This is a genomic window from Polaromonas sp., assembly GCF_039932935.1.
In the GTDB taxonomy this organism is placed as follows: domain Bacteria; phylum Pseudomonadota; class Gammaproteobacteria; order Burkholderiales; family Burkholderiaceae_C; genus Polaromonas.
On the sequence record NZ_JBDTPB010000140.1, the window covers coordinates 98,627 to 122,023 of the forward strand.

Here is a 23,397-nt window from a genome sequence, read left to right on the forward strand (position 1 = left end):
CACAAGCAATCACTTCAACTTCCGAGCAGGAACTTTCATGAGCAAAGCTTTAGACGGCGTTCGCATTCTCGATTTCACCCACGTTCAGTCAGGGCCTACGTGTACCCAATTGCTGGCTTGGTTTGGCGCCGACGTCATCAAGGTCGAGCGTGCGGGCGAAGGCGATGCGACGCGCGGGCAGCTGCGCGACATCCCCGGTGTGGACAGCCTGTACTTCACCATGCTCAACCACAACAAGCGGTCGATCACACTGGACACCAAGAAGCAGAAGGGTAAAGAGGTTCTGGACACCCTGATCAAGGAATGCGATGTGCTGGTCGAAAACTTTGCCCCCGGTGCGCTTGACCGCATGGGCATCACCTGGGAACACATCCAGAAGCTCAATCCCCGCATGATCGTAGCCTCGGTCAAGGGCTTTGGCCCCGGCCGCTACGAGGATTGCAAGGTTTACGAAAACGTCGCCCAGTGTGCCGGTGGTTCCGCTTCCACCTCGGGCTTTGACGACGGCCCGCCCATGGTCACCGGCGCACAAATCGGCGACAGCGGAACCGGCCTGCACCTTGCCTTGGGCATCGTCGCGGCTCTCTATCAACGCAACACCACAGGCCGTGGTCAAAAAGTGCTTGCCCCCATGCAGGACGCCGTGCTCAATTTGTGCCGGGTCAAATTGCGGGATCAACAGCGCCTGGAACGCACGGGCACCATGCATGAATACCCGCAATATCCCGATGGCAAGTTCGGTGAGGCAGTGCCCCGGGCGGGAAATGCCTCCGGCGGCGGCCAGCCAGGCTCAATTTTGAAATGCAAGGGCTGGGAGACGGACCCCAACGCCTACATCTATTTCATCACCCAGGGCGCCGTATGGCCGGCCGTCTGCAAGGTGATCGGCGAAGAAGGCTGGATTGACGACGAAGCCTTTGCGACGCCAGCCGCCCGCTTGCTGCATCTGAAGCCCATTTTCGCGCGCATCGAGAAATGGACCATGACCAAGACCAAGTTCGAGGCCATGGAGATTCTGAACAAGTATGACATTCCCTGCGGTCCCATCCTGTCGATGAAGGAAATCTCGGAAGAGCCTGGGCTCCGCGAGACGGGCACCATTGTTGAAGTCGACCACCCCACCCGCGGCAAATACCTCACCGTGGGCAATCCGATCAAGATGTCCGACAGTGCCACCGAAGTCACTCGCTCACCCCTGCTGGGCGAACACACCGACGAGGTATTGACGCAATTGGGCTACGGCGCTGAATACATCGCCGAATTACGAGCCGAGCACGTCATCTAGGTCGGGCAACCACGCCACCAACGCCAGCCATACAGCGAGCCCTTACGCTTCATGAACCACCCCATCATTCCCATCGCCGTCATCGACGCCTCCAAGCAGCGAAAACGCCAGGCGCCCAAGGGTCGCCGCGTTGACCCGCAGGCGCTCGCCGAGGTGCAGCGTCTGTTGGGCACCGAGTCGCGCCGGCCCGACTTGCTGATCGAACACCTGCACAAGATCCAGGATGAGTTCGGCCACCTGTCGGCAGCGCACCTGGCCGCGCTGGCCCAGGAGATGCGGCTGGCCCAGACCGAGGTGTATGAGGTGGCGACTTTTTATCACCACTTCGACGTGGTCAAGGAAGGCGAAACGGCGCCCCCCGCACTCACCGTGCGGGTCTGCGACGGACTGTCATGCGAGATGGCTGGCGCCAAGGACCTGCTGGCCAAGCTCCCTGCCCTGCTCGGCCGCGAAGTCCGGGTCATCGCCGCGCCCTGCATTGGCCGCTGTGAGCAGGCCCCGGCAGCCGTTGTGGGACAAAACCCGGTACCCAACGCCAGTTGCGAAACTGTGATGGCGACCGTCGCAGCAGCGGCTGTGCACCACGTTCCCGACGGCTTTGTCGACTTGCCCGCTTATAAGGCCGCCGGCGGCTATGCCTTGCTCAAGCAATGCATCTCGGGTGAACGCGATGTCGAATCGGTCCTCAAGACCATGGAAGACTCAGGCCTTCGCGGACTGGGTGGAGCAGGCTTTCCTTCCGGCCGCAAGTGGCGCATTGTCCGGGCTGAAAAAGGCCCACGCCTGATGGCCGTGAACATCGACGAAGGCGAGGCCGGCACTTTCAAGGACCGCGTCTATCTGGAGCGAGACCCGCACCGTTTCCTCGAAGGCATGCTGATTGCTGCCTGGGCCGTCGGCATCGAGAAGATTTACGTTTACCTGCGCGATGAATACCACGGCTGCCGCAACATGCTGGAAGCAGAGCTGGCCAAACTGCGGCTGGACCCGCTCATGGCCGGCATGCCCGAGATCGAGCTGCGCCGCGGCGCAGGCGCGTACATCTGCGGTGAAGAATCCGCCATGATCGAATCCATCGAAGGCAAACGCGGCATGCCCCGCCTGCGCCCGCCATACGTTGCACAAGTCGGCTTGTTCGGCCGGCCAACGCTGGAGCACAACTTCGAAACGCTGCACTGGATCCGGGACATTCTGGAAAAAGGCGGCGAGTGGTTTGCCTCGCACGGCCGCAATGGCCGCAAAGGCTTGCGCTCCTTCTCGGTCTCAGGCCGGGTGAAAGAGCCTGGCGTCAAGCTGGCGCCGGCCGGTATCACCATCCAGGAGCTGATTGATGAGTACTGCGGCGGCATGCTGGACGGCCAGAAGCTCTACGCCTATCTGCCGGGCGGGGCCTCGGGCGGCATCCTGCCGGCCACGATGAACACGATTCCGCTGGACTTCGACACGCTGCAACCCTACGGCTGCTTTATCGGCTCGGCGGCCGTCATCATCCTTTCCGACAAAGACACGGCCACCGACGCAGCACGCAACATGATGAGTTTCTTTCACCATGAGTCCTGCGGCCAGTGCACACCTTGTCGCGTCGGCACGGCGAAGGCGGCGCACCTCATGGAACAGCCGAAATGGGACCTGGCCCTGCTTGCCGACCTGTCGCTGGTGATGCGTGACGCATCCATCTGCGGCCTCGGCCAGGCGGCACCGAATCCAATGGACTGCGTCGTCAAATACTTCCCGCACGAACTATGAGCCCCCACGCTTGTCGCTTCGCGAGCCTTCGGCATTGCGCTGCCCCTTGCCTCACGAAACGGGGCTGGCCTTGCTTGGGGCGGCCCGGCGCTACGGCCGGCCGTCCTGCGCACTTTAAGGATTTCTCATGAATGCAATTACCCGCCAGGAACTTGCCGAGCTCGATGCTCCGCTCGTAAGTTTCAGCCTCAATGGCCGTGAAGTCCAGGGCCGTGCGACCGAATCGCTGCTACAGGTCGCCAAGCGCGAGGGCGTGGAGATACCCCACCTCTGCTTCAAGGAAGGCATGGAAGCCGTCGGCAACTGCCGCTCCTGCATGGTCGAGATCAACGGTGAGCGCGTGCTGGCACCCTCATGCTGCAGGGCACCGGCCGCCGGCATGAAGGTCGTCACCGACAGCGAACGCGCCATAGCCTCGCAAAAGCTCGTGCTCGAGTTGCTGCTGTCGGACATGCCCGAGAAAGAATACACCCGCAACAACGAGGTGGACCAGTGGGCCGCCAGGATCGGCGTCGGAAAGCCCCGTTTCGAGGCGCGCCAGCAGGTGCGCCAGGATGTGTCGCACCCCGCCATTGCGGTGAACCTGGACGCTTGCATCCAGTGCACGCGCTGCCTGCGGGCCTGCCGCGACGAACAGGTCAACGACGTGATCGGCCTGGCTTTCCGCGGTGATCAGGCAAAGATTGTTTTCGACATGGACGACCCCATGGGCGTGTCTACCTGCGTGGCCTGCGGCGAATGCGTCCAGGCCTGCCCCACCGGCGCGTTGATGCCCGCCCGTGAGGCCGCACTCACCGTGCCCGACAAACAGGTCGAGTCGGTTTGCCCTTACTGCGGCGTCGGTTGCCAGCTGACCTACAACGTCAAGGACGACAAGATTCTTTTTGTGGAAGGCCGGGATGGCCCCGCGAACCACGAACGCCTGTGCGTCAAGGGCCGCTACGGCTTTGACTACGCGCACCATCCGCAGCGCCTGACCAAGCCGCTGATCCGCCGCGAAGGCATGCCCAAAACGGGCGACTTCAGCATGGACCCGGATCGCGTGATGGACGTTTTCCGCGAAGCAAGCTGGGAAGAAGCGCTGGAATTCGCCGGCGGCAAACTCGCCGCGATCCGCGACCAGCACGGCAAAAAATCGCTGGCGGGTTTTGGTTCGGCCAAGGGCAGCAACGAAGAAGCCTACCTGTTCCAGAAGCTGGTGCGCACCGGCTTTGGCAGCAACAATGTGGACCACTGCACGCGCCTGTGCCACGCATCCTCCGTCGTCGCCCTGCTTGAAGGCATCGGCTCCGGCGCGGTGTCTAACCCGGTGATGGACGTGACCAAGGCAGATGTCGTGGTCATCATCGGGGCCAACCCGACGGTAAACCACCCTGTAGCCGCCACCTGGATCAAGAACGCCGTGAAAAACGGCACCAAGCTGGTTGTGCTGGATCCGCGCCGCTCTGATCTGACCCGCATGGCGCACCGCCACCTGCAGTTCAAGCCCGACACCGATGTGCCCATGCTCAACGCGATGATGAACGTCATCGTGACTGAAGGCCTGGTGGATCAAGCCTTCATCGACAGCCGCACCATCGGCTACGAAGAACTGCGCAAAAACGTTGAGGGCTACACACCCGAGCTGATGGCACCGATCTGCGGCATCGATGCCGACACCCTGCGTTATGTGGCGCGCCTTTATGCGACGTCCAAGGGCTCAATGATCCTCTGGGGCATGGGTGTGTCGCAACATGTGCACGGCACCGACAACGCGCGCTGCCTGATTGCCCTTTCCTTGATGACCGGCCAGATCGGCCGTCCCGGCACCGGCCTGCATCCCCTGCGCGGCCAGAACAACGTGCAGGGCGCGTCTGACGCGGGCTTGATCCCCATGATGCTGCCTGACTACCAGCACGTCTCCAGCCCGGTTGTGCGCGCCAGCTTCGAAAAGGCCTGGAAAGTGCCAGAGGGTTCGCTCGACGACACGCCCGGGCTGACCGTGGTCGAGGTGATGCACGCGATCAAGAAAGGCGGCATACGAGGCATGTATGTGCAGGGCGAAAACCCGGCCATGTCCGACCCGGATGCCAACCACGCCCGTGAAGCGCTGGCGGCCCTGGACCACCTGGTTGTGCAGGATATCTTCCTCACTGAAACCGCCTACCTTGCCGATGTGATTTTGCCGGCCAGCGCCTTCCCCGAAAAGGACGGCAGCTTTACCAACACCGACCGGCTGGTGCAGATGGGCCGAAAAGCCATCAACCCGCCCGGCGACGCCCGCCAGGACTTGTGGATCATCACCCAGATCGCCAACCGTATGGGTTGTGGCTGGCACTACAACCATGTCAGCGAAGTTTTCGACGAGATGCGCCACACCATGCCCAGCATTGGCGGCATCACCTGGGACCGTCTGGAGCGCGAGCACTCGGTGACCTACCCCTGCCTCAAGGAAGGCGACCCCGGCCAGTCTGTGGTGTTCACAGACACCTTCCCGCGCGAAACCGGCCGCGCCCAGTTCGTGCCGGCCGACATCATCCCCGCCGCCGAGCGGCCGGATACCGAATACCCGATGGTGCTGATCACCGGCCGCCAGCTGGAGCATTGGCACACAGGCAGCATGACGCGGCGTGCAACGGTGCTCGACGCGATCGAGCCCGATCCGGTCGCGCTGGTGCACCCGCTCGACCTGGCCGGCATGGGCGGCAAGCCCGGCGACGTGGTGACCATCGAGTCGCGCCGTGGCAAGGTGGAGCTGTACGCGCGCGCCGACGAAAGCTCGCCACGCGGCGCGGTGTTTGTACCGTTCTGTTACTACGAGGCCGCCATCAACAAGCTGACCAACGCGGCGCTGGACCCCTTCGCGAAGATTCCGGAGTTCAAGTACTGCGCCATTCGTGTGTCTCTGGGCGGCGTGCCGCCCGAGCAGGACAGCTACGGCGGCGGGCAAGCGCTGAAGAACTCCATCGCCCTTGCCGGGATCTGAGCGATCTGCGCGCCACGTGAACCCAAGCGCCAGCCGCAAGCGGGCCGGTGTTTGGTTTCATGTGGGTTTTTTCGGTTTTATGCCGGAAATTTGAACGAAATCACGGCCTAGCCCAGCTGTTACCATGGCATATAGCTATCATTTATATAGCAAACAATGCGCCACACCCTAGCCGGCGAACTGGCAACCCGGAACACCAGGATCAGCCGAAGCTTCTAACCCGGCAGCGGCGCTGGCATCACCACGATGCCGTCTTCATCGGCGTAAAGCCAGTCTCCCGGCCTGACCCAGACGCCCTGGATCCGCACATCAACGTCCCGCTGACCTTCCTGGCGCCGTTCCGTGGGCAGCGGCATGCTCGCCAGCGCGCGGATGCCCGTCTGGCACTGCGCCAGCTCAGCCACGTCGCGCACGCAGCCGTCAATCACCACGCCCGCCCAGCCGTTTTTGGCGGCGGCCAGGCCCAGGTTGCCCCCCAGCAGGGCCCGACGGAGCGAAGCCCCGCCATCCACCACCAACACGCGCGCCTCGCCGGCTGATTCCACCGCGGCCTTGACCAGTGAATTGTCCTCAAAGCATTTCACAGTGACCACAGGACCGCCGAACTTCTGGTGGCGGCCATAGCTCCTGAAAACAGGCGGCAGCACCCTGAAATCACCCGAGGTGTCCCCCTTGTGCAGGTCGCAGAGATCGCAGGTGGCGAAGGAAGTCGGGGTGGAGGAAGTAGTCGGGCTCATTTTCCGGTAACTTTCTTGATGACAGGTTTGATGTCTTCGCGCCGAGCTGGCAGCACGACGGCGTTTTCGCGGGGCGCGTTGAGAACAATGGACGTCGAGGTCTCGGTGAGGATACAGAATTTGGTCACCACCGCGTCCAGGTGCGCCACGTCGATCACCGCGATTTCCAGCACCCAGCTGTCCTCGCCGGTGACGTTGTAGGCATTGATGACCTCGGGCGTCTGCTCGATCAACTTGACCACCCGGGCGTACTCGACCCGCCCCACTCTCGCGATGGCGCGTATGCCGTAGCCCAGGCGCGCCAGGTCGACCTCGGCCCGGTAGCCCTTGATCACGCCGCCCAGCTCGAGCTTGCGCACGCGCTCCGTCACCGCGGGCTGGCTCAGGTGGACACGGCGGCCCAGTTCGGCCATGGTGATGCGTGCATCGCGCTGCAACTCGCCAAGGATGCGGCTGTCGTAATGGTCCCATTCAGTGGTTTCTGTCATAGCGCTCTTGAAGCTTTAAATTTAAAGGTCAGATGTCGTTTTGCCGTTAATTTTGCATGGCCTGAGGGCGCATGGCAACCTACGATGCCTGCATGACCTCCGCACTCACTTCATCCTCCGCCACCGGCAAATCGCCGGCGCTTTTGATCCCCGCCCTGCTCGCCTGCTATCTCGTGTGGGGCTCCACCTATCTGGCGATCCGCTTCGCCCTGATCAGCTTTCCGCCCTTCTTTCAGATGGGCACGCGTTTCCTGGTGGCAGGCATTCTGCTGATGGCCTGGGTGCTCGCGCGAGGGCACAAACTGCCCAGCCGGCGTGAATGGATCAACGCGTCAATCATCGGCACGCTGATGCTGGGCGGCGGCATGGGGCTGACGGCTTCGGCAGAAGTCCACATTGGCTCGGGCCTGATCGCCACCTTCATTGCGGTGGTGCCCATGTTGGTGTCAGCGTGGGGCCTGCTGCTCGGCCAGCGACCCAGCCGGCTGGAATTGCTGGGTATGGCGGTGGGACTGGCAGGCGTGCTGATGCTGGTGCGAGGCGCCAGTTTCAGCGCGGCGCCCATCGGCATGGCCTGCATTGCCGGCGCCACCTTGCTGTGGTCGCTCGGCTCCGTGTTGTCGACCAACCGGCTGCCGCTGGCGAGGGGGCCCGCAGGCTTTGCCAGCGAAATGTTGTGTGGTGGCGCGGTGTTGATGGTGATTTCTCTCGCACTGGGTGAGCATCATCAGGCCGCTGCCAACTGGCCCGCTCAGCCCGAGGCAGTGCTCGCCTGGCTCTACCTCGTGGTGTTTGGCTCGCTCATCGCCTTCAGCGCCTACCTCTATTTGCTGGCTAATGCGTCCCCTGCTGTGGCCACTAGCTACGCCTTTGTGAACCCATTGATCGCGATTTTTCTGGGTGCTTTTTTTGCCGGAGAGCACGTCACGGGGGGCGAGTGGCTGGCGAGCGGTGTGATTCTCGCGGGTGTTTTCCTGATTTTCAGAGGTAAATCTGCAACATAAAAGCGCAAATAAAGTGCGCTTCCGCTAGGAAACAGCGTTTTTCTCCAGTAGCATCCGCATTGCCACAAGGAAGAGTAGTTATCCGTGTGGTGATTTATCAACTTCTAGAAGGAAAATCAATCATGGCAACTGCAAAAAAAGCACCGGCTAAAAAAGCGCCTGCAAAAAAGGCTGCTCCGGCAAAGAAAGTAGCTGCGAAGAAAGCAGCTCCAGCAAAGAAGGCTCCTGCGAAGAAAGCAGCCCCAGCCAAGAAGGTAGCCGCGAAGAAAGCAGCTCCCGCCAAGAAAGTTGCGGCCAAAAAGCCAGCAGCGAAAAAAGCGCCTGCCAAAAAGCGCACGCCCAATGCAGCGTTCATGAAAGCGCTGACCTTGAGCCCCGCACTGGCAGCCGTGGTGGGAGACAAACCTCTGCCACGTACCGAGATCGTCAGCAAGCTGTGGGTTTACATCAAATCCAAGGGCCTGCAGGACAAGGTCAACAAGCGCATGATCAACGCCGACGAAAAATTGCGTGCCGTTTTCGGCAAGGCGCAAGTGTCGATGTTCGAGATGGCTGGCCTGATCGGCAAGCACGTGAAGTAATCGGTTTTTGCCGATTTCAAAAAGGCCGGTTTCACCGGCCTTTTTTTATGCGTCGGTGCATACTGCGCGCTCACAGCAGCGGCCCTCTGGCACGCTTCCTGCATTGCTCTCGCTGTCTTCATTCACTAATCATTAGCTGCGCAAGTACCCCTGAAGCCTTCCTGATGCCATAGGGTTACTCGGTAGCCCACCCGAGGCGGCACAGGCAAAAAATCACGCTAATGTTGCTAAGATAAAAAATTCCCCGCGGCACCGCCCGCACCAGATCTAACCGAACAAGACTCCATGTTGATGCCACTGCAGTTACTGCACCCCAAGGCCGAGGTGACGAAAAATTTCGCACCATCCGTCTGTCGCCATTGCGACGGTTTTTTCGTGGCCCGGACCAAGGTCTGCCTTAGCATCCCGCGATAATGCTGCGCTTTATTTTTACCCGACTGAGCCTGATCATTCCCACCTTTCTGGGAATGACACTGCTAGCCTTCTTTCTGATCCGCATGGTGCCCGGCGACCCCATTGAGACCATGGCCGGTGAGCGCGGCATCGATCCGGTGCGCCACGCCCAGTTGCTCAAGGAATACGGCCTGGACCGGCCCGTTATGGTGCAGTACGGCATCTACATCGGCCGAGTGCTCAAGGGTGACCTCGGCAAGTCGCTGATCACGCAAGAGCCCGTGCTGCGTGAGTTCCTGACACTCTTTCCCGCAACCATCGAACTGGCGGTGTGTGCCATCCTGTTTGCACTGCTGATCGGCATACCGGCCGGCATCCTGGCCGCGGTCAAGCGAAACTCCATCCTTGACCATGGGGTCATGGGCATCTCCCTCACGGGGTATTCCATGCCGATCTTCTGGTGGGGACTGCTGCTGATCCTGTTGTTCTCGGTGGAGCTTGGCTGGACCCCGGTGTCGGGCCGCATGTCGGTGCAGTACTTCATCGAGCCCACCACGGGCTTTCTCCTGATCGATTCGCTGCTGTCGGAAGACAAGGGCGCGTTCTGGTCGGCGGCGTCTCACCTGATATTGCCCATGATCGTACTGGGCACCAACCCGCTGGCCGTGATTGCGCGGATGACACGCTCGGCCATGCTGGAAGTGCTGGGCGAAGACTACATCCGCACCGCCCGAGCCAAAGGGCTTTCCAACCTGCGCGTGGTGGCTTTGCATGCGCTGCGCAATGCGTTGATCCCGGTGGTCACCGTGATCGGCCTGCAGGTCGGTGTCCTGTTCACGGGCGCCATCCTCACCGAAACCATCTTTTCCTGGCCGGGCGTCGGCAAGTGGCTGATCGAAGCCATCAGCCGCCGCGACTATCCCGTTCTGCAAGGCGGCATCCTGCTGCTCGGCGCCATCGTCATGGCCGTCAACCTGCTGGTGGACATCACCTACGGCATCATTAATCCACGCATCAGGCACCAGCGATGAGCACGGCTACCTTGAAAACCGCCACCCAGAAACCGGGCACGCCTCCGGCCCCACCGCACCCGCTTCGCGAGTTCTGGAACTACTTCAGCGCCAACAACGGCGCCGTCATTGGCCTGGTCATCGTGATCGGCGTGTTGCTGCTTGCGCTCTTTGCGCCACTGCTGGCACCGCATGCCCCCAACATCACCAACAACGCCGTGTTCCTCAAGCCGCCAGCCTGGCAGGCAGGCGGTTCCTGGACGTACCCCCTGGGCACCGACGCCATCGGCCGCGACATTCTCTCGCGCCTGATGTATGGCGCCCGCCTCTCGCTGGTCATTGGCCTGGCCGTGGTGGCTTTGTCAGTCGTCGTCGGTACGGTGCTGGGCCTGCTGGCAGGATTTTTCCGAGGCATCTTCGAGATCGCCGTGATGCGCCTGATGGACATCATCCTGACGCTGCCCAGCCTGCTGCTGGCCATCGTGATCGTGGCCATTCTTGGCCCCGGCCTGATGAACGCCATGTTAGCCGTGGCCATCGTCGTGCTGCCGCATTACGTGCGCATCACGCGCGCGGCGGTGATCGCCGAAACCTCGCGCGACTACGTGACTGCCGCCCGCATGAGTGGCGCCAGCCGCATCCGCCTGATGTTTAGCGAAATCCTGCCTAACTGCACGGCGCCGCTGATTGTGCAAGCCTCGCTGGGCGTGTCCACTGCCATCCTGGATGCCGCTGCTCTGGGTTTTCTGGGCCTGGGCGCGCAACCACCCTCACCCGAATGGGGCACCATGCTGGCCGATGCCCGTGAATTTGTCCTGCGCGCCTGGTGGGTTGTCACCTTCCCCGGCCTCGCAATTTTGATCACTGTGCTGGCCTTCAACTTGCTCGGCGACGGACTGCGTGATGCGTTCGACCCGAAATTGAAGCGCTGAATATGGCTTACCCCCTTCTCGACTCACTTCGTGTAGCCGGATCCCCCCTCCGGGGGCAACAGCTGTGGCCCGGCAAAGCCGGTTCCACGCTGTTCCTTGACAAGACATCCATGGTGTTTCAGTGCGAAACACCCAACAACAGAATATTCGGAAGGCCCTGAACAATGGCCCTGTTAGAAATAGAGAATCTTTCGGTCGAGTTCCCCTCGCAAAACGGCATCATGCATGCCGTCGACGGCATCAGCCTGTCGCTCGAAGAAGGCGAAGTCCTGGGCATCGTCGGCGAATCCGGCTCCGGCAAAAGCGTCACCATGATGGCCTTGATGGGTCTGGTGGCTTACCCTGGCCGCGTGAAAGCCGACAAGCTGCGGTTTGCCGGCCACGACCTCCTCAAGCTGTCGCAAGGCGAACGCAACAAGCTCATCGGCAAAGACGTGGCGATGATTTTCCAGGAACCCACGACCAGCCTGAACCCCTGCTTCACCGTCGGTTTCCAGATCATGGAGACCCTGCGCCTGCACCTGGGGCTGGACAAAAAGGCCGCCACGCGCAAGGCCATCGAACTGCTCGAACAAGTCGGCATCAACTCACCTGAGAGCCGCCTGAAGGCTTACCCGCACCAGCTGTCGGGCGGTATGAACCAGCGCGTGATGATTGCCATGGCGATCGCCTGCAACCCGCGCTTGCTGATCGCAGATGAACCAACCACCGCGCTCGACGTCACCATCCAGGCCCAAATCCTGGACCTGCTGCGCAGTCTGCAGAAAGAGCGCGGCATGGCCTTGGTGCTAATCACCCACAACATGGGTGTGGTGTCCGAAATGGCGCAGCGCATCGCCGTCATGTACGCCGGCCAGATCATGGAAGAGCAAAGCGCGCACGCCCTCTTCAACACGCCTCAGCACCCTTACACCGAAGCCCTGCTGTCGGCCCTGCCAGAGCGCAGCGACGGCAGCTCACGCTTGGCGACCATTCCCGGCATGGTGCCCGGCCTCTATGACCGCCCTACCGGCTGCCTGTTCGCGCCGCGCTGCTCTTACGCTACCGAGCACTCCCGCAATGAGCGCCCCTTGCTGCGCGCCTGGAAGGACGGCATGGTGCGTTGTCACTACCCGCTGGGAGACCCCGGCCGCGCGGCCAACATCGAACGCGACACTCCGATCATGGAGGGCGCGCAATGAGCACCGCTGCCACATTCACCCCAGCCGGCATCCCGGCCGGCCCCGTCGTCGAAGCCAAAAACCTGAAACAGGTCTACGAAATCCGCCGTGGCTTCATGCGCAAGTCCGACCACCTGCAGGCAGTCGGCGGCGTGTCCTTCTCGGTCCATGCCGGCAAGACACTGGCTATCGTCGGCGAGTCGGGCTGCGGTAAGTCCACCCTGGCCCGCATGGTCTCGCTGATTGAAACCCCTACGGGTGGCGAGTTGCGCATCACAGGCGTCGATGCAGTGAATGCACCGCAAGACGAGCGCCTGGGCCTGCGCAAGGCCGTACAGCTGGTGTTCCAGAACCCCTATGGTTCGCTCAACCCGCGAAAAAAAATCGGCGCGATCCTTGAGGCCCCGCTTGAAATCAACACCACACTGACCGCCGCGGAGCGCGCCGCCAAGGCCCGCGCCATGCTGGCCATGGTGGGCCTGCGCCCCGAGCACTACGACCGCTACCCCCACATGTTTTCGGGCGGGCAGCGCCAGCGCATCGCCATTGCACGCGCCCTGATGCTCAACCCCACCGTGGTCGTGGCCGACGAGCCGGTGTCCGCCCTTGACGTCTCCATCCAAGCCCAGGTGCTCAATCTGCTGGCCGACCTGCAGCAGTCCATGGGCCTGGCCTACCTGTTCATCTCGCACGACCTGGGCGTGGTGCGCCACATTGCCCACGACGTGCTTGTGATGTACCTGGGCCATGCGGTCGAGCAAGGCGAGAAAAACGCCTTGTTCAACCAGCCTCTGCACCCCTACACCCAGGCCTTGCTGGCGTCCACGCCGGGCCTGGCCGGCAGCACCGGCGTCAAGCAGCGCATCGTGCTCAAGGGTGAGCTTCCCTCGCCGCTCAACCCGCCCACCGGCTGCGTGTTCTCCACCCGCTGCCCGCATGTCACCGATCGCTGCCGCGCCGAAAGGCCTCAGCTGCGGGAAGTTGCGGAGCGGCAGGTTGCGTGCCACTATGCTGAAAACTTTCTCACTGCGTGACCTGAAACCATGCCTCTCCGCACCGGTTTCAGGCCACGTTTTTTAATGACCAGGGCGCTCAACGTCACAAATGTTGTGCAATCTGGCCGCAAGCCCCGCTGCAAAGCAGCATTAACCTCCAAAGGGATCGTCCATGATTCAGACCCAACCAAGTGCAAGCCCTCGCGCAAGTAAATTGCGTCCGGTCCAGCGCGCATTGCTGTGCGCCGTTGCCCTGCCAGCGCTGCTGGCACTTTCACCTGTCTCCGCAAAGACGCTGGTGTTCTGCTCTGAAGGCAGCCCCGAAAACTTCTACCCAGGTGTCAACACCACCGGTACGTCGTTTGATGCCAACGAACCCGTCTACAACCGCCTCGTCGAATTCGAATACGGCGGCACCAAGGTCGTCCCCGGCCTGGCCGAGAAATGGGACATTTCCGCCGACGGCAAGGAATACACCTTCCATCTGCGCAAGGGCGTGAAATGGCACGGCAGCAACAAGGCCTTCAAGCCATCGCGCGACTTCAACGCGGACGACGTGCTGTTCATGTTCGAGCGTCAGTGGAAAGAAGACAACGCCTTCTTCAAGGTCACCAGCCCCAACCACTCCTACTTCAGCGACATGGGCATGCCCAAGCTGATCAAATCGGTGGACAAGGTCAACGACTACACCGTCAAGATCACGCTGAACCAGCCTGAAGCGCCTTTCCTCGCCAACCTGGCCATGCCTTACGCAGCCGTCCAGTCCAAGGAATACGCCGACGCCATGCTCAAGGCCGGCACGCCGGAAAAAATCGACCAGGACCCGGTCGGCACGGGGCCCTTCTACCTGGTGCAATACCAGAAAGACGCGGTCATCCGCTACAAGGCCTTCCCACAGTACTGGGGCGGCAAGGCCAAGATCGACGACCTCGTGTACTCGATCACGCCTGACGCATCGGTCCGCTGGGCCAAGCTGCAGAAGAACGAATGCCAGGTCATGCCTTACCCCAACCCCGCCGACCTGGATGCGATCCGCAAGGACGCCAACGTGACGATCGTCGAGCAGGCCGGCCTGAACGTGGGCTACCTTGCCTACAACACGACCAAGAAGCCGTTTGACGACGTGCGCGTGCGCAAGGCCATCAACATGGCCATCAACAAGAAAGCCATTGTTGACGGCGTGTACCTGAGCACCGGTGTTGCCGCCAAGAACCCGATCCCGCCGACCATGGCCGCGTACAACAACGCTATCAAGGACGACGAGTACAACCCCGAAGCCGCCAAGAAATTGCTGGCCCAGGCCGGTTTCCCCAACGGTTTCACCACCGACCTGTGGGCCATGCCCGTGCAGCGCCCGTACAACCCGAATGCCAAGCGCATTGCCGAGTTGATGCAGGCTGACCTGGTCAAGGTCGGCGTCACCGCCGAGATCAAGAGCTTCGAATGGGGCGAGTACCGCAAGCGCCTGCAGGCCGGCGAGCACCAGATGGGCATGCTGGGCTGGACCGGCGACAACGGCGATCCTGACAACTTCATGTACACCCTGCTCGGCTGCGCTTCGGCCCAGTCGGCCAGCGGTTCCAACATCGCCAAGTTCTGCTACCAGCCGTACGAAGACCTGGTCCTGAAGGCCAAGACGGTGACCAACCCCGCCGAGCGCATCAAGCTCTACCAGCAGGCCCAGGTCATCTTCAAGGAACAGGCGCCCTGGTTCACCATCGCCCATGCGGTGCAGCTCAAGCCCATTCGCAAGAGCGTGATCGGCTACAAGAACAGCCCGTTCGGCCGCCACAATTTCTACGCCGTGGACATCAAGGAGTAATTCTTGACGCAGGGCTGTCGCGAGATGGCCCCGCCAGCAAAAAGGCCGGTGTTCGCACCGGCCTTTTTCATTGGAGCGTATTCCTTCGCTGCTTTGTGACGGCGGCTGCGGCGCTCGCTGAAGTGCCGTCAGCTCAAGCAGGCAGCAGCGCCGCCACCTGGGCCGGCAACTCGGCCGGCGACGTGCAGTGGATGGCCTGCCAGCCCAACTGCCGGGCTACAGCGACGTTGGCGGCGGAATCGTCGATGAACAGCGTGTCGGTGGGCACCAGTCCGTGGCGCCCGGCCAGCAGCTCGAAGATCGCCGGGTCGGGTTTGGCCAATTTCACATCGCCGGAGAAGATGCCACCCTCGAAGTGGCGCAGGAAGTCGTGCCGGCTTTCCAGCACCCGCGCGAAAGGCGATGGCATGTTGGAAAGGTAATAGAGATGCACATCGCCGCGGCTGCCGCGGCGCTGCTGCAGTTGCTCCAGCAGGGCCACGGTGGTGTCGATGGGAAGCAGACGTTCGCCAATGGGCGCGAGGAACCCGTGCAGCAAGTCGGCCGGCAAGGCCAGCCGCCGCGCCATGGCAGCCACCACATCCGGCAGCTCACGCGTGCCGCGGTCGAAGGCCACCCAGTCCTCATGATGGAACATGTCGACCGCCAGCTTCTGGGCCGCTTCAGCCGTCGGCGTGAGGTGGCTGAAATGGGTGCGTAGAAGCTCCACCGGTTGCCACTCGAACAGCACGGCGCCAAAATCGAAAACCACGTTCATTTTTTGATACTCCTTTGCAGTTCGTGAATTAAGACCGCCCCAATCAAAGACCCGAACCGCTGGCGAGGCGCACTGCGGCTGCTACGGTGATGGCCGAAAGGGTGCCACGCGTGGTGATGACTTCCGGATCCAGGGTTACCTCGATCACCGTCCCTTCTTTACGCGCCAGGGCTGCCAGCAGTTCGGGCTCAAACTCTGCCGTGCGCGTGATACGCACACCGGCGTAGCCATAGGCGCGCGCCAACCCGACGAAATCCGGGTTGTTCAGGCGCGAGCCGCTTTCATGCCGCGGGTACTCCCGTTCCTGGTGCATGCGTATGGTGCCGTACATGCCGTTGTTGAGCAGCACGATGATGCTTTTGGCGCCATGCTGCACGGCAGTCGCCAGCTCCTGGCCGTTCATCAGGAAGTCGCCGTCACCCGCGATGGTGAAAGCCACCCGGCCGGTGGTGATGGCTGCCGCAATCCCGGCAGGCACGCCATAACCCATTGCACCCACCGTGGGCGCCAGCTGCGTCTTGTGGCCTTTGACGAGGCCGTGATGCCGGAAAAAGCGATGCACCCAGCTGGCAAAGTTACCCGCGCCGTTGGTGAGCACCGCATCCGCCGGCAAATGCTTTTGCAGCAGGCCGACGATGACCGGCATGTCAATGTCACCCGGCAAGTTCGCAGAAGGTGTCGGTTTCAGGTTCTCCAGATAGTCTTCATTCGCCGACGCCGTCCAGGCTTCCCAGGCCACGGTCACCGGCGCCGTCAGTACCTCCAGTGAGCGCGCGGCGGCATTCATGGTGGCGTTGATGGCCAGGTCAGCCTGGTAAACGCGGTTGAGTTCTTCCGCGCTGGCATGGATGTGCACCAGCTTTTGCTTCGGGCGCGGCGCTTCCAGCAGGGTGTAGTTACCGGTCGTCATCTCCCCCAGCCGCGGGCCGATGGCGATGATGAGGTCACTGGCCTTCACACGCGCAGCCAGCTTGGGATTGAGGCCGATGCCCACGTCCCCCGCGTACAGCGGATGGTGATTGTCAAAGGTATCCTGGAAGCGGAAGGCGTTACCCACGGGCAGCTTCCAGTTTTCGGCAAAGCGCTGCAGCGCCTGCGCCGACTGCGGCGTCCAGCCGCCACCGCCCGCGATGACCAACGGACGCTCAGACTTGAGCAACATTTCGCGCAGCGTACGCAGCGAACCCGGATCACTCCAGGCCTGTACCGCTTCCACACGCGGCAGCGGCTGGGAGGCCGTCATGCGCGTCAACATGTCTTCGGGCAAGACCAGCACGACCGGCCCGGGCCGGCCGTTCAAGGCGGTGGCGAAGGCTCGCGCGATGTATTCGGGAATACGGTCGGCATCGTCAATGCGCTCCACGCGCTTGGCAAAGCCCTTGGTGCTGGGCCCGAAGAAATTGGCGTAATCCACCTCCTGGAAGGCCTCGCGGTCGCGGCAGTCACTGGCGACATCTCCCACCAGCAGTACCATGGGCGTCGAGTCCTGAAAGGCCGTGTGCACGCCAATAGAAGCGTTGGTGGCGCCCGGCCCACGCGTGACCATGCACACCCCCGGCCGCCCCGTCAGCTTGCCGTGGGCCTCGGCCATAAAGGCCGCCCCGCCCTCTTGCCGGCAGGTCACAAACCGGATCTTGTCCTGGCGCGCATGCAGGCCGTCCAGCACGGCCAGATAGCTTTCGCCGGGTACGCCAAACGCATGGGTGACGCCCTGGGCCAGAAGGCAATCGACAAGAAGGTGGCCGCCAAGTTGGGATGTCATAAAGCTATTGTGCCGTCGGAATGAGGCGCAAGCGAAGCACCCGAATATGGGTCTACGCTTTCCACACCAGCATGAGCCGTGGAACCGGCTTTGCCGGGCCACAGGCGGGCGGCTCCCTCGGGGGGCAGGAAGCTACACGAAGTGAGCGACCGTGGGGGCCATCTACTCTGGTGTAGCGACGTCGCCGTCACTCCCACCGGCGGCCAGGGCCTGGCGGTCCAGCTCCTCGTCGCTCATGGGCGGAGCCGATTCCAGCGCTGCCAGTTCATCGAGAAACTCCTGTGTTGGCGCTTCGTGCTCCAGCAACACCTCTTCGAGCTTTTGCCGGGCGGTCTCAACATGAACCGAGGGAGAGTGGAGTTCGGACGGCGGCACCGGAAATTTTTCACCCAGTTCAAATTTGAGTGCCTCGGCTTTCTGGTCTATCCAGTTGGCGAAGTCGCCGTCTTTTGGCGTGTCTGAATTGCTCATGACCATCTCCTTTGCAAACAGGCCCCGGCGCGAAGGGCCGTTGCCTGCTTCATTATGGAGGTACCCTTGGCCGCTGCGTGTCATCCAAGGGCGCAATCGCCTGGATTCTTGCTTTAATTCAACAAACAGTTAAATTCTCGCTATGTCGACCCTTAAAACAAAGCCCACCGAACCCCGCTCGCGCGATGCCGACCGGTCACAGCAAACCATTTTGCTGGCGGCGCGCGACGAGTTTGCGCTCTACGGATTGGCGGGAGCGCGGGTCGATCGCATCGCCGAGCGTGCCGATATCAACAAGCGCCTGATCTACTACTACTTCAAAAGCAAAGACGACCTCTTCCTGGCAGTGCTGGAGAGCACCTATGCGGACATTCGCGCCGCCGAGCAAAAGCTGCATCTGGATGAGATGGACCCGGTCGAGGCCATCCGTGAACTGGTTTCCTTCACCTGGCATTATTACCTTGAGCACCCCGAGTTCATTTCGCTGCTTAACAGTGAAAACCAGCACAATGCGGCGCACCTGAAGAAGTCGTCGCGCATTCAGGAAATGAACTCCCCGCTGGTGCAGATGCTCGACACCGTACTCGAGCGCGGGCGTCGGCAAGATCTCTTCAGGGCGGGCGTAGACCCGATCCAGCTTTACATCTCGATTGCGTCGATTTGTTACTTCTACCTGTCCAACAATCAGACACTGTCCACCATCTTCGGGCGTGACCTGCGTGCCCCCAAAGCGATGGCGCAGCGCCTGTCGCACATGACAGACATGGTGCTCGGCTACGTGATGCGCTGAGCCCGGCAAGCCTCGCCGCCTAGCCCCCGTGGTTTCCCTAGGGTCCGTTGACAGGTTTGATCACTGCCTCAACAATTCACCATATAGTTACATACGGACGTGCCGATCTTCGGTATCGCGCCGCATGGGCGACAAGGAGACTTCCCGATGCTGCGCAAGTTGCTGCTGTTACCGGCGCTCAGGCCTTTCCTGCTGATCATCCTGCTGCTGGTGCTGTGGGACCTGGCCATCCGCATCTTCAAGATCCCGGCCTACCTGATTCCCCGCCCCGAAGAAGTCGTGGGGCAACTGGTGGCGGAGTGGAACAACCTGCTCAAGCAAAGCTGGAAGACCACGCAGGCCACCCTGGGCGGCTTCGCGCTCACCATCGTCATCGGTATTCCGCTAGCCATGGTGATCGCCTACTCCCGTCTCGTCGAGTCATACGTCTACCCGCTGCTGGTGTTTTCGCAAAGCATTCCCAAGGTCGCGATTGCCCCGCTTTTCGTCGTGTGGTTTGGCTTCGGCATCTTTCCCAAGATCATCTCGGCCTTCCTGCTGGGCTTCTTCCCCGTCGTGGTCTCCACCGTCATGGGTTTCAAATCGGTCGAGCCCGACATGCTGGACCTGGCGCGCTCCATGGGTGCCAGCCGCTTGCAGACCTTCTTCAAGATCAGCCTGCCGCAAGCCCTGCCGGCCATCTTCAGCGGCCTCAAGGTGTCCATCACGCTGGCCGTGGTGGGTGCGGTGGTCGGTGAATTCGTCGGCTCCAACTCCGGCATCGGCTATGTGCTTCAGGTAGCTAACGGCAACTTTGATTTGCCGCTGATGTTCGCCGCGCTGGTGGTTCTGTCGTCCATCGGCGTGCTGCTGTTTGCGGCCATTGATCTGGTCGAGCGGCTGATGATTCCCTGGCACGCCTCGCAGCGCCAGGTCTTCTGATTTTCATTTTTTCTCGCTTTTTTCACGGTCCTTCACGTCCCCCTCGTCACGTTCCCTTTGTCACATCCCATTACCGGCAACCCAGGAGACATTTCATGAAAAAACGCATCCCCACCCTGCTCACAGGCATCGCCAGCGCACTGGCATTGAGCTTGACGCTGGCCGCGCCAGCCCAGGCCCAGACCAAGGCGCCCGAAAAAGTCACGTTGATGCTGAACTGGTACCTCTACAGCGAGCACGCGCCCTTCTTCCTCGGCAAAGAGCGCGGCTTCTACGCTGAAGAAGGCATAGACCTCGACATTCAGGAGGGCCGTGGCTCGGCCGTCACCGCCCAGGCCGTTGCGGCCAAGTCGGCGACCTTCGGCTATATCGACGTCACCACCATGATCAAGGCCGCCGCCAAGGGCGCGCCGCTCAAGTCCACCGGCGTGCTGTTCCAGCTCAGCCCCATGTCGGTCATGGGCTTTGCCGACAAAAACATCAAGACACCCAAAGACATCATCGGCAAAACCGTGGCCACCACGCCCGGCGACTCGATGTCGCAGATGTGGCCGTTGTTCCTCAAGGTCAACAACATCCAGGCCGACCAGGTCAAGATCGTCTCCGGCGATGGCCAGACCAAGCTCAATGCGGTCATGAATGGCCAGGCCGACCTGCTGCTCGGCTACGTGATGGACCAGGCCATCAAGCTGCAGGACGCCACCGGCAAGCAGGTCTACCCCATCCGCTTTGCGGACTCGGGTATCAACCAGATCAGCTCCGGCATCATCACCAACAAGAACCTGCTGACGGAGAACCCAGACCTCGTCAAACGCTTCATGCGCGCCTCCACGCGCGCCGCCGAAGCCGCCGAGAAAAGCCCCGAAGCCGCTGTCGATGCGATGCTCAAAGCCAACCCCAAGGCCGGCGTGCGCGACACGCTGATCGTAGGCATGAAGCAAAGCGTGGCGCTTTACCACACCAAGGAAACCGCCAACCAGCGCCCCTTCCGCGTCACGATGAAAAACGTCAACGATTCGCTGGACCTGCTGGTGCAATACGGCGGCATGGACGCCTCGACACGCGGCAAACCTGAAGACTACGTGAGCCTGGATTTCCTTCCCACAAATTAAGGCCCCCACGCTTGCCACTTCGCCTTCGGCTTCGTGTACTGCGCTGCCCCCCCGAGGGGGCGCATTTTTCCTTGGGGCGGCCCGGCGGAAAAATCTTGCCAACTCTTCCGCAGCCGATCTTGATCTCTAGCCCGCTTACATGCCTATGCCCAACGACCACCTGATTGAAGCCCGCGGTGTCTCCAAGACCTACCAGACCAAAGATGGCCCCGTCGAGTCGCTCAAACCGCTCGACTTCTCCATCCGCGAGGGTGAATTCATCTCTGTCGTTGGCCCTTCGGGGTGCGGCAAAAGTACGCTGCTGAAAATGGTGGCAGGGCTGCTGCCCATCTCAGGCGGCACGCTCACGCTGGCGGGTAAACCCATCAACGGGCCGCAAAAAGACGTGGGCATCGTGTTCCAGAGCGCCGTGCTGCTGGCCTGGCGCACGGTGCTCAAAAACATCCTGCTGCAGGCCGAGATGCGCCATATGCCCAAAGAGCAGTCGCTGGCCAAAGCGATGCAGCTGATCGACATGGCCGGCCTCAAAGGGTTTGAAAACAAGTACCCCTGGCAGCTGTCGGGCGGCATGCAGCAGCGCGCGTCCATTTGCCGTGCCCTGCTGCACGACCCGTCAGTGCTGCTGATGGATGAACCTTTCGGCGCGCTGGACGCCATGACGCGCGAGAAGATGAACCTGGAGCTGCAGCGCATCTGGTCGGCATCGCAAAAAACCGTGCTGCTCATCACCCACAGCATTCCGGAGGCGGTGTTCCTGTCAGACCGCGTCATCGTGATGAGCGAGAGGCCCGGCTCCATCGCTGCCATCTACGACATCGACCTGCCCCGCCACCGTACGCTGGACATGATGGGCTCGCCCGAGTTTGCGGTCTACGCCAAAAAAGTGCGCGCGCATTTCTATTCGCAGGGCACGCTGGACCACTGAGTCCTTCATCTCATGGACGAACCCCTCCGCTTCCGGATCGATGAAATCCGCTTTTCCGAGCGCGATGTGGTGCTGCGCCTGCCGTTCCGGTTTGGCGCTGCCACTGTCACTTCCTGCCCCCAGGTGTACGTGCAGGTGCGCATCCGCTTTGCCGACGGCTCGACCTCACTGGGGTGCGCCGCGGAGATGATGATTCCCAAGTGGTTCGATAAAAACCCGGCGCTATCGAACGAAGACAACTTCCAGCAACTGCGGGATTCGCTCACGGCTGCACGCACGGCCTACTGCGCTGACGCAAACAACAAAACCGCGTGGCAGCATTTCGCGCAGCACTACAAGCCTCTGCTCAAAAACGGCGTGACAGCTGGCCTCAACCCCCTGGCCGCCAGCTACGGCCCGGCCTTGCTGGACCGCGCCATCCTTGACGCCCTGCTGCTCAAACTCGGCAGCAGTTTCGCTGCGGGCATGAGCGCCAACGTCGCCGGCTTGAGCTTGCAGGGCAGCGGCCTGGCGGACGACCTCAGGGGCTTTGACATGGCGCGCTTCATGTCGCTGCAAATGCCGCGCAAGCAAATTTCCGCACGGCATACGGTCGGCCTGGCAGACGCCATCCATCCGGCAGACAAACAGCCCGGCGAGCCCACCGACGGCCTGCCGACCTCGCTGGTGGCTGCCATTGCCCGCTACGGCCATCGCGACTTCAAGATCAAGTTGAGCGGCAACACCGAAGCCGACCTGGCCCGCCTCATGGCGATCAGCCACGTCATCGAAGACGTGGCGCGCGTCATCACGCTGGACGGCAACGAGCAATATGCCAGCGCTGATGCCTTCGCTGATTTCTTCGAACAGTTCACCTCAGAACCACAACTGGCGCCGCTGGTGGCCAAAACCGTGTTTGTAGAGCAGCCCTTGCACCGCGACCAGGCGCTTACGCAGGACGTGTCGAAGCTGGCAAGGCAGATTCCGCTGCTCGTCGATGAATCCGACGCCACGCTGGATGCCTTTGTCCAGGCAAGAGAACTGGGCTACACCGGCGTGTCCAGCAAAAGCTGCAAAGGTATCTACAAGTCGGTGATCAATGCCGCGCGTTGCGCCATGTGGAACCAGGCCTCGCCCGGCGCGTCCTACTTTCTTTCCGGTGAGGACCTCACCATGCAACCGGGCCTCGGTGTGCAGCAAGACCTGGCGCTGGTCGGCTGGCTGGGCCTGGCGCATGTGGAGCGCAACGGCCACCACTATGTCAACGGCCTGATGGCTGCGCCCAATGACGAGCAGCAAAACCTGCTGCTGGCGCACGACACGCTGTACGAGTACAGCTTCGACGCCGTGCGGCTGCGCATCAGGGGCGGGCAGATCGCGCTGGGCTCGCTCGACAGCCCCGGCTTCGGCACCGGCCAGGCCGGAGGCCATATTTCCTGGGACGCGATGCGTTCCTCTTATTGAACAAGGCAACGAGGAGTACACATGACCACACAACGACTTGGCATCATCATGCACGGCGTGACCGGCCGCATGGGCATGAACCAGCACCTGATCCGCTC

At 61.7% G+C, this 23,397-nt stretch carries 20 protein-coding genes; 15 read left to right on the plus strand and 5 right to left on the minus strand.

Going from position 1 to position 23,397, the window contains the following annotated elements:
• The first annotated feature begins 37 nt into the window (after positions 1 to 37).
• The 3 genes from frc (at position 38) to fdhF (ending at position 5,996) form a co-directional block, all read left to right on the plus strand.
• Positions 38 to 1,285: a formyl-CoA transferase gene (frc, locus tag ABI546_RS20970; RefSeq protein WP_348049855.1), complete on the plus strand. Its 1,248-nt coding sequence runs from the start codon at positions 38 to 40 to the stop codon at positions 1,283 to 1,285.
• A gap of 51 nt (positions 1,286 to 1,336) precedes the next feature.
• Positions 1,337 to 3,031 carry an NAD(P)H-dependent oxidoreductase subunit E gene (locus ABI546_RS20975; RefSeq protein ID WP_348049857.1) on the plus strand — a complete coding sequence of 565 codons (1,695 nt, stop codon included), beginning with the start codon at positions 1,337 to 1,339 and terminating at the stop codon, positions 3,029 to 3,031.
• Between the two features lie 127 nt (positions 3,032 to 3,158).
• Complete coding sequence (fdhF, locus tag ABI546_RS20980) at positions 3,159 to 5,996, plus strand: formate dehydrogenase subunit alpha (protein ID WP_348049859.1); 2,838 nt, start codon at positions 3,159 to 3,161, stop codon at positions 5,994 to 5,996.
• A 215-nt stretch (positions 5,997 to 6,211) separates the two neighbouring features.
• Here fdhF and rraA read toward each other — a convergent pair whose 3' ends face one another.
• Both rraA and ABI546_RS20990 read right to left on the minus strand, forming a co-directional pair.
• The gene (rraA, locus tag ABI546_RS20985) at positions 6,212 to 6,733 is read right to left on the minus strand and encodes a ribonuclease E activity regulator RraA (RefSeq protein WP_348049861.1); all 522 of its coding nucleotides are present in this window, start codon (positions 6,731 to 6,733) and stop codon (positions 6,212 to 6,214) included.
• Positions 6,730 to 7,221 carry an Lrp/AsnC family transcriptional regulator gene (locus ABI546_RS20990; protein ID WP_007873193.1) on the minus strand — a complete coding sequence of 164 codons (492 nt, stop codon included), beginning with the start codon at positions 7,219 to 7,221 and terminating at the stop codon, positions 6,730 to 6,732. Before ABI546_RS20990 ends, rraA begins: the two co-directional genes overlap by 4 nt.
• A gap of 71 nt (positions 7,222 to 7,292) precedes the next feature.
• Between ABI546_RS20990 and yedA the strand changes: the two genes are divergently transcribed.
• The 7 genes from yedA (at position 7,293) to ABI546_RS21025 (ending at position 15,118) form a co-directional block, all read left to right on the plus strand.
• On the plus strand, positions 7,293 to 8,225 hold the full coding sequence (gene yedA / locus ABI546_RS20995) for a drug/metabolite exporter YedA (RefSeq protein WP_348049863.1): 933 nt from the start codon (positions 7,293 to 7,295) through the stop codon (positions 8,223 to 8,225).
• Between the two features lie 122 nt (positions 8,226 to 8,347).
• Positions 8,348 to 8,806, plus strand: a complete 459-nt coding sequence (locus ABI546_RS21000; RefSeq protein ID WP_122956824.1) for an SWIB/MDM2 domain-containing protein — start codon at positions 8,348 to 8,350, stop codon at positions 8,804 to 8,806.
• Positions 8,807 to 9,219: 413 nt separating this feature from the next.
• Positions 9,220 to 10,230, plus strand: a complete 1,011-nt coding sequence (locus ABI546_RS21005) for an ABC transporter permease subunit (protein ID WP_348049865.1) — start codon at positions 9,220 to 9,222, stop codon at positions 10,228 to 10,230.
• A complete protein-coding gene (locus tag ABI546_RS21010; RefSeq protein WP_348049867.1) occupies positions 10,227 to 11,141 on the plus strand; it encodes an ABC transporter permease subunit in 915 nt (304 codons plus the stop codon). Before ABI546_RS21005 ends, ABI546_RS21010 begins: the two co-directional genes overlap by 4 nt.
• A 164-nt stretch (positions 11,142 to 11,305) precedes the next feature.
• Entirely contained in the window at positions 11,306 to 12,322 is a 1,017-nt protein-coding gene (locus ABI546_RS21015) for an ABC transporter ATP-binding protein (RefSeq protein WP_348049869.1), read from the plus strand.
• Entirely contained in the window at positions 12,319 to 13,335 is a 1,017-nt protein-coding gene (locus ABI546_RS21020; protein WP_348049872.1) for a peptide ABC transporter ATP-binding protein, read from the plus strand. Before ABI546_RS21015 ends, ABI546_RS21020 begins: the two co-directional genes overlap by 4 nt.
• Positions 13,336 to 13,468: 133 nt before the next feature.
• The gene (locus tag ABI546_RS21025; RefSeq protein WP_348049874.1) at positions 13,469 to 15,118 is read left to right on the plus strand and encodes an ABC transporter substrate-binding protein; all 1,650 of its coding nucleotides are present in this window, start codon (positions 13,469 to 13,471) and stop codon (positions 15,116 to 15,118) included.
• A gap of 133 nt (positions 15,119 to 15,251) precedes the next feature.
• Here ABI546_RS21025 and ABI546_RS21030 read toward each other — a convergent pair whose 3' ends face one another.
• The 3 genes from ABI546_RS21030 to ABI546_RS21040 form a co-directional block, all read right to left on the minus strand.
• Positions 15,252 to 15,875: an HAD family phosphatase gene (locus tag ABI546_RS21030; RefSeq protein ID WP_348049876.1), complete on the minus strand. Its 624-nt coding sequence runs from the start codon at positions 15,873 to 15,875 to the stop codon at positions 15,252 to 15,254.
• Between the two features lie 43 nt (positions 15,876 to 15,918).
• A complete protein-coding gene (locus ABI546_RS21035; RefSeq protein WP_348049878.1) occupies positions 15,919 to 17,637 on the minus strand; it encodes a thiamine pyrophosphate-binding protein in 1,719 nt (572 codons plus the stop codon).
• A gap of 162 nt (positions 17,638 to 17,799) precedes the next feature.
• Complete coding sequence (locus ABI546_RS21040; protein ID WP_348049879.1) at positions 17,800 to 18,108, minus strand: hypothetical protein; 309 nt, start codon at positions 18,106 to 18,108, stop codon at positions 17,800 to 17,802.
• A gap of 142 nt (positions 18,109 to 18,250) precedes the next feature.
• On the opposite strand from ABI546_RS21040, the gene ABI546_RS21045 reads away from it, so the two are divergent.
• The 5 genes from ABI546_RS21045 to ABI546_RS21065 all read left to right on the plus strand — a co-directional run bounded on the left by ABI546_RS21045 (position 18,251) and on the right by ABI546_RS21065 (position 23,299).
• The gene (locus ABI546_RS21045) at positions 18,251 to 18,898 is read left to right on the plus strand and encodes a TetR family transcriptional regulator (protein ID WP_348049881.1); all 648 of its coding nucleotides are present in this window, start codon (positions 18,251 to 18,253) and stop codon (positions 18,896 to 18,898) included.
• A gap of 147 nt (positions 18,899 to 19,045) precedes the next feature.
• Positions 19,046 to 19,819 (plus strand): ABC transporter permease, encoded by a 774-nt coding sequence (locus ABI546_RS21050; RefSeq protein WP_348049883.1) that lies wholly within the window; start codon positions 19,046 to 19,048, stop codon positions 19,817 to 19,819.
• A 95-nt stretch (positions 19,820 to 19,914) separates the two neighbouring features.
• Complete coding sequence (locus ABI546_RS21055; RefSeq protein ID WP_348049885.1) at positions 19,915 to 20,931, plus strand: ABC transporter substrate-binding protein; 1,017 nt, start codon at positions 19,915 to 19,917, stop codon at positions 20,929 to 20,931.
• 145 nt (positions 20,932 to 21,076) lie between these two features.
• Entirely contained in the window at positions 21,077 to 21,856 is a 780-nt protein-coding gene (locus tag ABI546_RS21060; protein WP_348049902.1) for an ABC transporter ATP-binding protein, read from the plus strand.
• 12 nt (positions 21,857 to 21,868) lie between these two features.
• Positions 21,869 to 23,299, plus strand: coding sequence for an enolase C-terminal domain-like protein (locus tag ABI546_RS21065; protein WP_348049887.1), 1,431 nt, complete (start codon positions 21,869 to 21,871; stop codon positions 23,297 to 23,299).
• The last annotated feature ends 98 nt before the right edge of the window (positions 23,300 to 23,397 follow it).